At 41.0% G+C, this 10,448-nt stretch carries 13 protein-coding genes and 1 pseudogene; 12 read left to right on the top strand and 2 right to left on the bottom strand.

Annotated elements, in window-relative coordinates; all coding sequences use genetic code 11:
- The 10 genes from VLB74_RS05770 to VLB74_RS05725 form a co-directional block, all read left to right on the top strand.
- Window positions 1-277: T9SS type A sorting domain-containing protein (locus VLB74_RS05770; protein ID WP_325202505.1), on the top strand; the 277-nt coding region annotated here is incomplete at its 5' end.
- A 75-nt stretch (window positions 278-352) separates the two neighbouring features.
- A complete protein-coding gene (locus tag VLB74_RS05765; protein WP_325202504.1) occupies window positions 353-550 on the top strand; it encodes a hypothetical protein in 198 nt (65 codons plus the stop codon).
- 6 nt (window positions 551-556) lie between these two features.
- The gene (gene trxA / locus VLB74_RS05760; RefSeq protein ID WP_325202503.1) at window positions 557-853 is read left to right on the top strand and encodes a thioredoxin; all 297 of its coding nucleotides are present in this window, start codon (window positions 557-559) and stop codon (window positions 851-853) included.
- 71 nt (window positions 854-924) lie between these two features.
- A complete protein-coding gene (locus VLB74_RS05755; protein WP_325202502.1) occupies window positions 925-1,137 on the top strand; it encodes a YgaP family membrane protein in 213 nt (70 codons plus the stop codon).
- Window positions 1,130-1,318 carry a hypothetical protein gene (locus VLB74_RS05750; RefSeq protein ID WP_325202501.1) on the top strand — a complete coding sequence of 63 codons (189 nt, stop codon included), beginning with the start codon at window positions 1,130-1,132 and terminating at the stop codon, window positions 1,316-1,318. The genes VLB74_RS05755 and VLB74_RS05750 overlap by 8 nt, the downstream gene beginning before the upstream one ends.
- A gap of 353 nt (window positions 1,319-1,671) precedes the next feature.
- On the top strand, window positions 1,672-1,842 hold the full coding sequence (locus VLB74_RS05745; protein ID WP_325202500.1) for a hypothetical protein: 171 nt from the start codon (window positions 1,672-1,674) through the stop codon (window positions 1,840-1,842).
- Window positions 1,843-1,893: 51 nt separating this feature from the next.
- The gene (locus VLB74_RS05740; protein ID WP_325202499.1) at window positions 1,894-2,157 is read left to right on the top strand and encodes a hypothetical protein; all 264 of its coding nucleotides are present in this window, start codon (window positions 1,894-1,896) and stop codon (window positions 2,155-2,157) included.
- 308 nt (window positions 2,158-2,465) lie between these two features.
- Window positions 2,466-3,755, top strand: a complete 1,290-nt coding sequence (locus VLB74_RS05735) for an NAD-dependent succinate-semialdehyde dehydrogenase (protein ID WP_325202498.1) — start codon at window positions 2,466-2,468, stop codon at window positions 3,753-3,755.
- A gap of 108 nt (window positions 3,756-3,863) precedes the next feature.
- A complete protein-coding gene (locus VLB74_RS05730) occupies window positions 3,864-4,373 on the top strand; it encodes a nuclear transport factor 2 family protein (RefSeq protein WP_325202497.1) in 510 nt (169 codons plus the stop codon).
- Between the two features lie 173 nt (window positions 4,374-4,546).
- Window positions 4,547-4,996 carry a hypothetical protein gene (locus tag VLB74_RS05725; protein WP_325202496.1) on the top strand — a complete coding sequence of 150 codons (450 nt, stop codon included), beginning with the start codon at window positions 4,547-4,549 and terminating at the stop codon, window positions 4,994-4,996.
- 116 nt (window positions 4,997-5,112) lie between these two features.
- On the opposite strand, the gene VLB74_RS05720 is transcribed toward VLB74_RS05725, so the two are convergent.
- On the bottom strand, window positions 5,113-6,060 hold the full coding sequence (locus VLB74_RS05720) for an L-threonine 3-dehydrogenase (RefSeq protein ID WP_325202495.1): 948 nt from the start codon (window positions 6,058-6,060) through the stop codon (window positions 5,113-5,115).
- A gap of 166 nt (window positions 6,061-6,226) precedes the next feature.
- Between VLB74_RS05720 and VLB74_RS05715 the strand changes: the two genes are divergently transcribed.
- Complete coding sequence (locus VLB74_RS05715) at window positions 6,227-6,871, top strand: hypothetical protein (RefSeq protein ID WP_325202494.1); 645 nt, start codon at window positions 6,227-6,229, stop codon at window positions 6,869-6,871.
- Between the two features lie 100 nt (window positions 6,872-6,971).
- Window positions 6,972-10,235 (top strand): transcription-repair coupling factor, encoded by a 3,264-nt coding sequence (mfd, locus tag VLB74_RS05710; RefSeq protein WP_325202493.1) that lies wholly within the window; start codon window positions 6,972-6,974, stop codon window positions 10,233-10,235.
- An 8-nt stretch (window positions 10,236-10,243) separates the two neighbouring features.
- On the opposite strand, the pseudogene VLB74_RS05705 reads toward mfd, so the two are convergent.
- Window positions 10,244-10,448 (bottom strand): annotated as a pseudogene (locus tag VLB74_RS05705) (hypothetical protein); the annotation flags it as partial.

Here is a 10,448-nt window from a genome sequence, read left to right as displayed (position 1 = left end):
TGCTTGCCAGACCGTTTTAAGTGTTAATTCCGCCCTGGCCAATACTGTAAAATTGTATCCTAATCCCAGTTCCGGAATTTTCAGGATAATTCTTCCGGCTGCTTATCAAAAAACAGAAATCCAAACAACAGACCTGACCGGAAAAATAATTCGAAAATGGGACTTTAAGGGAATACAAGAATGTGAAATAAGGCTCGAAGAAGAAGCCAAGGGAATATACTTCATACAGCTTCAATGCGATGACGAAACCGCCACTTTTAAGGTGATTAAAAACTAACTCATACTCTTCCCTTTATCCATAAACTCATTAAACTACTATTTCGTAACTTTACGTAAAATTCAAAAACAAGCAATGAACAGATTTTTTCAGAACTGGCATTTCCTTCGCTATTTCCGACTTGCCCTTGCCGTATGTTTAGGATATGAGGCCATCCGCACACACGAATGGTTTTTCATGGCCTTTGCAGCCTTTTTTCTTTTCCAGGCCATCTTTAATTTCGGATGCGGACCAAATGGGTGTGCCGTGCCCCAAAAACGAAATAAAAAGTAAACCGAAATGAGCAGTTTTTCAGAAATAATCAATAAAGACCAACCCGTACTGGTGGATTTCTTCGCCACTTGGTGTGGTCCATGCCAAACACTTTCACCCATTCTGAAACAGGTCAAAGACGAATTAGGTGAAGGTGTGTCCGTAATCAAAATAGACATCGATAAAAATCAGGCTGTCGCTGTACAGTTTCAGGTTCGAAGCGTACCCACCATGCTGCTCTTCAAAAACGGCAAACAGGTCTGGAGACAATCGGGATTGGTTTCGAAAAACGACCTGATCAGCATCATCAGGAATTACAGCTAACCAAACGGTATTTCCACAGGAAAATCAAGGAAAAGAAAACCAACCGATTACAAACCAAAAACAGTAATATCATGAAAGCAAACATGGGAAAACGAGACAAATTCATCCGAATCGGCATCTCTATCATTTTATCAGTATTGGTTGCCACGGAAGTTATCACAGGAACACTGGCTTTTGTAGCATTGGGAATCGGGGTTGTTTTTTTGGTCACCAGTTTTATAAGTTTTTGTCCGCTATACAGTGCTTTGGGAATAAACACCAATTCAAAAAAAACTGATGAATAAAAAAACGATTCTGCTTTGGGTGACCGGCGGTGTTTTAGGCGCTGTGGGAGGCTATTTCTATTACTTATATTTTGGATGCCAGGGTTCATGCGCCATTACCTCAAGTTCGGTAAACAGTACTTTGTACGGAACGGTTATGGGCGGACTCCTGCTTTCCATGTTTGACATAAAGAAAAAATAAAACCTCAACATACATCCCATAAAGTTTTACTACAACATTATCAATTCCGTAAACTCGGAATAGTCAAGCTTATTGAACCAATTATCTCAAAATATTCTACTGCACTCAAATAAATCTTCCGTTCGTATTGCTAAAAACCGATTAACTCTACATACAACAATACCATTGCTGACACACCATAATAGTTTTTGACGTCATTATCTTACCTTATATCTAAAATTCAACGTTTCGTTTATAAGACGGCACAACTAGTCATTATCTTTAAGTTGGTTTTTCCGGCAGATCTGAAATAGCCTGCCATTAATACCAAAATTAGTATGATTATATGTAACCATTAAAAAACAAGTGATCCTATGAAAAAAATTGCATTACTACTGATGGTATTCTTCGCCGGCACTGCAGCCTCATTCTGCCAGACATCCGATGCCGAAATGGAAGCTATGATTAACCTTCTCGGGGTTCAGAAAAAAGAAGCTATTGCCAAACTCGTGCACGTTACCGGAAAAGATGCCGATGTCTTCTAGAAAATTTACGACGAATACCAGAGCGAAAACAAAAAGACGGCAACCCAAAGAATGAAATTATACGAAAAAACCGCACTGTCATATAGCAAAATGACTCCGGAACGGGCAGATTCGCTGGCAAACCAGTATTTTACAAACCGTATGGAACAGGAAAAAAAACTGGAGACCTACTACAAGAAAATCAAAAAAGCCACCAATGCTACAACAGCCTTCCAATTCTATCAGGCTGAAGTGTACTTACTGACATTGGTGCGCGCACAAATCATGCAACAAATCCCAACTTACGGTGAATTGCAGACCATGACAAAAAAATAACATTCAAAAGAAGCATCCGATTATTACACACAATGTGATTAATTAAATGCTCCCAACTTTTGTGTCCGGAATCTAACGCAGCAATAAAAGCAGTTTTAAATTCCGGACACTTTATCTGTTTATACCCAGACACAATTTCCCTTGAGATTTTATCCTCGACAAACGCTACTACTCCGACTTAAAGCCGTATTAAAGCCGACTTAAAGCCGACTATAACTCGAGTACAACACGACTAAACCCCGAGCATCCAAAAACCCAATCCTTTTTCACACAAAAACCGTAACTTTACTACTCACAACGGTACAGTCATGCAAACAAAAATAAACACCGCCGAAGAAGCCTTCCATTACTGGAAAAGAACTTCGATAGAAGAGCGTATCAGTCATATTCAAAACCTGAAAAACACACTGCACAACCATCGCGAGCATTACGCTACCCTCATAACGCAGGAAATGGGTAAGCCGATATCACAATCCCTTGCCGAGGTAGACAAATGCGGTGTGCTTTGCGACTACTATTGTAAAAACGCCGCCGATTTACTGCAACCCAAATACATAAAAACAGAAGGTCATGAGAATTTCATAACCTACGAACCTTTAGGCGTATTATTGGGCGTCATGCCCTGGAATTTTCCGTTCTGGCAGGTGTTTCGATTTGCAATTCCGTCCATAATTGCCGGGAATGTCGTTCTTGTCAAACACGCGAGTAACGTCCCACAATCAGCCGAAAGCATTGAAGCTTTATTTACCGAAAGTGGTTTGCCCATCGGTGTTTACCAGAACCTGCATATTCCCAGTGATAAGGTCGCCGAGGTCATCGCCCATCCTGAAATCAAAGCCGTTTCCCTCACCGGAAGTGAAGCCGCCGGAAGTGCTGTAGCCGCAATGGCAGGAAAACATCTGAAAAAATCACTTTTGGAGCTCGGAGGCAGCAACGCTTTCATAGTTTGCAAAGACGCCGATCTGGACAATGCCGTAGCCATAGCCGTTAACGCACGCATGCAGAACACCGGACAAAGCTGTATCGCCGCCAAACGCTTCCTGATCCAACAGGACATTTTCGATGCCTTTACCGAAAAATACAAACAGGCCGTAAGCCAACTCAAAACAGGCGACCCGATGGATCCCGAAACACAAATCGGATCAATGGCACGTGTAGATCTAGCCGAAGAATTGGAAAAACAGGTCAACCGATCCGTTGCCATGGGAGCAAAAATAGTAGTGGGCGGAAACCGGAAAGACGCTTTTTACGAACCGACCATCCTGACGGACATTACAACCGAAATGGCGGTATTCAAAGAAGAAACGTTTGGTCCTGTAGCCGCTTTCATTTCCTTTGAAACTTTAGCCGATGCCATAGCAATCAGCAATCAGTCGGAATTCGGTTTGGGTGTTTCCATTTTTACCCAAGATATTGCTTCCATCCGAAATCACATTAGCGAATTTCACGAAGGCGCGGTCTTTATCAACGAAATGGTTAAATCCGATGCCCGTTTACCTTTCGGCGGAGTCAAAAAATCGGGTTATGGAAGGGAACTTTCCGAAGAAGGCATCAAAGAATTTGTGAACATAAAGACTGTGGTAATCAAAACATCATAAATTTCTCATCAAAAAAAGAAAAAATGTGAAACTCCGCGATACGAACGTCATCCGGAGAAGGGATCTGAAAACTTTTTCTAAATTGCAGGTTTAAACAAACAACCAATCATGAGAAAATTATTCTTTTTGTTATCAGCAATCGTGCTGATTTCCTTTGATTCCACAGCACAAAAATCGGAAACTGAAAAAAAAGCCATTGCCACCGTTTTGGACAATTGGCATAAAGATGCTGCGGAAGGAAATTTCGACAAGTATTTCGGTGCGATGTCAGACGAATCCATCTTCATTGGTACCGATGCAACCGAAAACTGGAACAAAAAACAATTTATTGATTTTGCCAAACCGTATTTCGACAAAGGCCGTGCGTGGGACTTTAAACCAGTTGAGCGCCACATCTATTTGGACCCATCCGGAAAAATAGCGTGGTTCGATGAATTATTGGACACCTGGATGAAAATCTGCCGCGGTTCGGGGGTTATGGTAAAAGAAGGAAAAGTGTGGAAAGTAAAGCACTACGTACTTTCAATGACCGTTCCGAATGACGATGTGAAAGACGTTATCAAAATCATTGCGCCGAAGGAAGACGCACAGCTGCAACAAATAAAAAGCAGCAAGTAAGATCAATCCTAAACCAAATAAAAAACGCTACCCGAAAGAGTAGCGTTTTTTGTGATTAAATAATTAATTTTATGGATTTTATCTGAAACTTTTAAATTTAGAAATAATAATAACAACTTTGCTTTTTACCATATTGTTGTATATACTTTTGAAACTGAAACCCTTATAACAAAATGACAAAAAATTCTTGGAAGAAAGGACGTGGAAAATTAGGCTTTCTGGAGCCTTTGATCGGAATCTGGATTGCCGAAGATGATTCTCCGATGGGAAAATACAAATGCACGCGAAAATTCAAAAAAACATTAGACGGAGCATATGTCCAATTGGATGCGATTTGGGAATTTTCAAATAAAACTTATGTGGAAACCGCGATATTCGGTTTAAAAAACAATCAAATTACGTTTTGGTCGTTTACTTCTGATGGGAAAAATTCCGAGGGCATATTAGCGGATGGATCAGACATTCATCCAGAAGCGATCTGTTTTGTTGCACAAATGCCGGCAGGACTTGCGCGGATGATTTATTGGCCAAGAGAAGACGGTTTTAATTGGGCAGTGGAAAGTAAAAATAAAAATGGATGGAACAGGTTTACCGAACATTATTACACCAGAAGCACATATTAAAACAACACACAACAGCGGTTTTACGAAATTGGGGTTTGGGTGTATAATGGAAATGTTCAGACTAAACCCAGATTAAAGAAAACAAAAAACGCTACCCAATGAGTAGCGTTTTTCAATTATAATTTCCTTGCCAGATTCTCTAACATAGTTGTGGTCATGCGTTCCATATCGAAATCGTGCTGCCAGCCCCAATCCTGTCTCGCAGAAGAGTCGTCAATACTCGCCGGCCAGCTGTCGGCAATTGCCTGACGGAAATCCGGAGCATAATCGATGGTGAATTCAGGAATGTGTTTTTTAATTGATTCCGCAATTTCTTTCGGGGTAAAACTCACCGCTGATAAATTATAAGAAGAACGGATTTTGATTTTCTCAGCCGGCGCCTGCATGATGCTGATGGTCGCTTTAATTGCATCGTCCATATACATCATCGGCAAGCCTGTATTTTCTGAAAGGAAACAGGTAAATTTCTTGTCTTCCAAAGCTTTGTAGTAAATATCCACGGCATAATCCGTAGTTCCGCCGCCAGGAAGTGTCGTCCATGAAATAAGCCCCGGATAACGGATACTTCTAACATCTACACCATATTTTTTATTGTAATATTCGCACCAACGCTCTCCCGACTGCTTTGAGATACCATAAACCGTTGACGGCTCCATAACGGTATATTGAGGGGTATTGTTTCTTGGTGTTGTAGGTCCGAAAACCGCTATACTCGATGGCCAGAAAATCTTTTGGATTTTTCCGTCTTTCGCCAGATTAAGCACATGGAACAAAGAGTTCATGTTCAAATCCCAGGCAAAAGCGGGATTCTTTTCTGCGGTAGCCGAAAGCAAGGCGGCCATCAGATACACATCAGTAATCTGGTATTTTTCAACAAGATGCTCAATCTGATTATAATCAAGGGCATTAACCACTTCAAAAATTCCGTTATTCACCACATCGTTATCCATTTTTCGGATGTCCGAAGCTACTACATTGTCTGTTCCGTAGGTTGCTCTCAACTTTGCAGTCAGTTCGGTACCGATTTGTCCGCAAGCGCCAATGATTAAAATTTTCGTGCTCATCTGTTATTAATTTATTGCTTACAAAGATACTCTTTTGCTAAAACTTAAAATTCAAATTCAATCCGAAAATTTTCAATTCACAAAAAATCGGATTTTAGTTAACATATTTCCCTCAAAAAAAGGAGTTTCCAATAACATTTGTAAATTTGCTTTCTAAACTTTTATTATGAAAATCAAGTCGTCGCTATTGCTTTTATTATCCCTGTTGATTTTTTCCTGCGAAAACAAACAGGAACGAATTGCCGACAGTGATAAAGCGGCAAAACATAATGATTCGGTATTTGCTGTTCTTAATCAGAACTGGAAATTCCCGATTCCGCCGGTAAGTCCGAAAGTACAATCCCACATCAACAGATGGCAGGAATGGCGTTTCTTCAATCAGGAGTTACAACAAAAACCGAAAAGCACCTTAAATGCCTTCCGTTTAAAATCAAAAACCTTAACGGTTAAAGGCAATATGCTCAGCCAGAACATCCCTGGAATATTTAGTAAACCGGCCGTGAAAAGCAGGATTTCCACACTGAACACCAAACTAAAATCGTTGGAAACCTACATCAGCCTGGAGTACATCCCTACAAAAAAAGTAATACCGCTGATAAAGGAGATTTCTGAAGAAGTGATTTCCATCCAAAACCAGATGAATGAAATCATCATAAAAAGCGAAATTCCGAAAGAAGAAGGCGAATTGATCATGCTTCAGGCATTGGATACCACGCGTCATGCCCGTCGTGAAGTTCAGGAACTCAAAGACAAAGAAGCCGAAAAAACATCCACACCAGAAGACCATAAGAGAACGCCTTTAAACCGTTAATTCATTCCCCTTGAAAACCGACATTCAAAATAGCTATCACAAATCGGCGAAAATTAACCAGATCGCTGAACAATTGCGAAAAAGAGAATCGAAAATCCAGATGAAAGGATTAATCGGGTCGTCGCTTTCCTTTGTGATTGAAGCTCTTTTTCAAAAAACCGACCTCCCTTACTTACTGATTTTTCAGGACAAGGAAGAAGCGGCCTATTATCTTAATGATCTTGAAAGTCTTATCAACGATCAGGACGTATTGTTCTATCCGGGTTCCTACCGCCGTCCGTATCAGATTGAAGAAACCGACAATGCTAATGTTTTGTTGCGCGCCGAAGTACTGAACCGTATCAATTCGCGCAAGAAACCGGCCATTATCGTTACCTACCCTGATGCGCTTTTCGAAAAAGTGGTTACCCGAAAGGAATTGGACAAAAACACGCTCAAAGTAGCCGTTGGCGATTCGATTTCCATCGATTTTATTAACGAAGTATTGTTCGAATACAACTTCAAGCGTGTGGATTTCGTTTCCGAACCGGGCGAATTTTCCATGCGTGGGGGAATTATCGATGTCTTTTCGTTTTCCAATGACAACCCATACCGAATCGAATTTTTTGGCAATGAAGTGGATTCCATCCGAAGTTTTGATGTAGAAACACAGCTTTCCATTGAAAAACAGAAGAAAATAACCATTATTCCGAATGTCGAAAACAAATTCCTGAAAGAAAACCGCGAAAGTTTCCTGGACTACATCAATCCGCAAACGGTGCTTTTCCTTCAGAATACCGATTTGATGTTATCACAACTGGATAAACTATTCGGAAAAGCCACGGAAGCCTTTGAAAAACTTTCGAAGGACATTCAGCATGCGGCTCCCGAAGCGATGTTTTTAAACCAGCAGGCTTTCGTAAAAAAGGCATTGGATTTTACCTTGGTGGAACTGGCCTCCAAACCCATTTTCCGAACCGAAAAAACATTTGAATTTCATACACAGCCGCAACCGTCGTTCAACAAACAATTCGATTTACTGTTGAACAACCTGAACGACAATCATTTTAACGGCATCAAAAACTATTTGTTTTGCTCCAATGACGGACAGGCGAAACGTTTCCACGATATTTTTGAAAGCCTTGATGAAGCCAATCACGAAAACATTCGAAAACAATATCATACCATTGTTTTTTCACTGTTTCAGGGATTCATTGACGAAGAAAACCAGATTGCCTGCTATACTGATCATCAGATTTTTGAGCGTTATCACAAGTTCAATCTGAAAAACGGCTATTCGAAAAAGCAAACCATCACACTGAAGGAACTCACTACACTTTCCGTTGGTGATTATGTGACCCACATCGATCATGGAATCGGGAAATTCGGTGGCTTGCAGAAAATTCAGGTGGAAGGCAAAACGCAGGAAGCCATCAAATTGGTTTATGCGGATAACGACATTGTGTATGTAAGCATCCACTCGCTGCACAAAATCTCGAAATACAACGGGAAAGACGGTGCGCCTCCGAAAATTTACAAACTAGGATCAAGTGCCTGGAAAACCTTAAAACAAAAGACCAAAGCGCGTGTAAAACATATTGCGTTCAACCTTATTCAACTATACGCAAAACGTCGTTTGGACAAAGGTTTCGCTTTTTCACCCGACAGTTATTTACAGGCTGAATTGGAATCATCGTTCATATATGAGGATACGCCCGATCAGATGAAAGCGACCCAAGAGGTAAAAACCGACATGGAAAACGACCGACCGATGGATCGTTTGGTTTGTGGCGATGTTGGTTTCGGAAAAACCGAAGTAGCTATCCGCGCTGCATTTAAGGCCGTTGATAACGGAAAACAGGTTGCCGTTTTGGTTCCTACTACCATTTTAGCTTTTCAGCATTACAAAACCTTCCGCGAACGCCTGAAAGACATGCCGGTAAGCGTAGGCTATATCAACCGTTTCCGATCGGCAAAACAAAAAGCAGAAACCCTGAAACATCTTGAAGAAGGAAAACTCGATATTCTCATCGGAACCCATCAGTTGGTCAACAAGAATGTGGTTTTCAAAGATTTGGGTTTACTGATTGTTGACGAGGAACAGAAATTCGGCGTAAACGTAAAAGACAAACTGAAAACCATCGCCCATAATGTGGACACCCTAACCTTAACCGCGACACCTATTCCAAGAACCTTACAGTTTTCACTTATGGCGGCCAGGGATTTATCGGTAATAACCACACCGCCACCCAATCGTTATCCGATAGAAACCCAAGTGGTCGGTTTTAATGAAGAAGTGATTCGCGATGCGATTTCTTATGAAATTGAACGCGGCGGTCAGGTGTATTTCATCAACAACCGCATTGAAAACATAAAGGAAATTGCAGGTATGATCCAGCGTTTGGTGCCCGGAGCAAAAGTGGGCGTGGGACATGGCCAGATGGATGGTAAAAAACTGGAAGAACTAATGTTGGCTTTCATGGATGGCGATTTTGATGTTTTAGTAGCCACAACCATCATTGAAAGCGGTTTGGACGTACCGAATGCCAATACAATTTTCATCAACAATGCCAATAATTTCGGATTGTCCGATTTGCACCAGATGCGAGGCCGTGTGGGACGAAGCAACAAAAAAGCGTTCTGCTATTTCATCTGTCCGCCTTATTCGGCTATGACGGATGAAGCGCGAAAACGAATCCAGGCTTTGGAACAGTTCAGCGAATTGGGCAGCGGTTTCAACATTGCCATGAAAGATTTGGAAATCCGTGGTGCAGGTGATTTGTTGGGAGGAGAACAGAGCGGTTTCATTAATGATATCGGCTTTGACACCTATCAGAAAATCATGAACGAGGCCATTGAGGAACTGAAGGAAAACGAATTCAAGGATTTGTATCCGGAAGAAAACGATATAGAAACCAAGGAATACGTCAAAGACATTCAGATTGACACTGATTTTGAACTGTTATTCCCAGACGAATACATCAACAACATCTCGGAACGTCTGAATTTATACAACGAATTAAGCATCATCAAAACCGAAGAAGCGCTTCAGCAGTACGAACAAAAACTGATTGACCGTTTCGGTGCCTTACCAAAACAGGCGGTTGCCTTATTGAACAGCATCCGTATCAAATGGAAAGCGACCCATATCGGAATCGAGAAACTGGTACTGAAACAAGGAAAAATGGTAGGCTATTTTGTTTCCGACCAGCAATCGGATTTCTACCAGTCGGCGAAATTCATGAAAGTGTTGCAATTTGTTCAGCAGAACGGAAATCTCTGCAAAATGAAAGAGAAAGAAACCAAAAACGGATTGCGACTGTTGCTAACATTTGAAAATGTAAAATCGGTAAAACGTGCGTTAGAACTAATCGAAACAATATAAAAAAAGCCTCATATTTGAGGCTTTTCTATTTTTATATCCGAATAGAATTTTAAAAGAAATTCTGTTGAACTGTCGTGTTCTTTAAAGTTCCCGGTGTTGATTTCGTCCAAAATGGTGTTCGCCAATTGCTTTCCGTACTCCACACCGAACTGATCATAACTGAAGATATTCCAGATAACGCCCTGAACAAATATTTTATGCTCGTACATTGCG

This window comes from Flavobacterium sp., from assembly GCF_035456225.1.
In the GTDB taxonomy this organism is placed as follows: domain Bacteria; phylum Bacteroidota; class Bacteroidia; order Flavobacteriales; family Flavobacteriaceae; genus Flavobacterium.
Note: the sequence above shows the minus strand (reverse complement) of the source record. Positions and strands in the feature narration are given on the sequence as shown.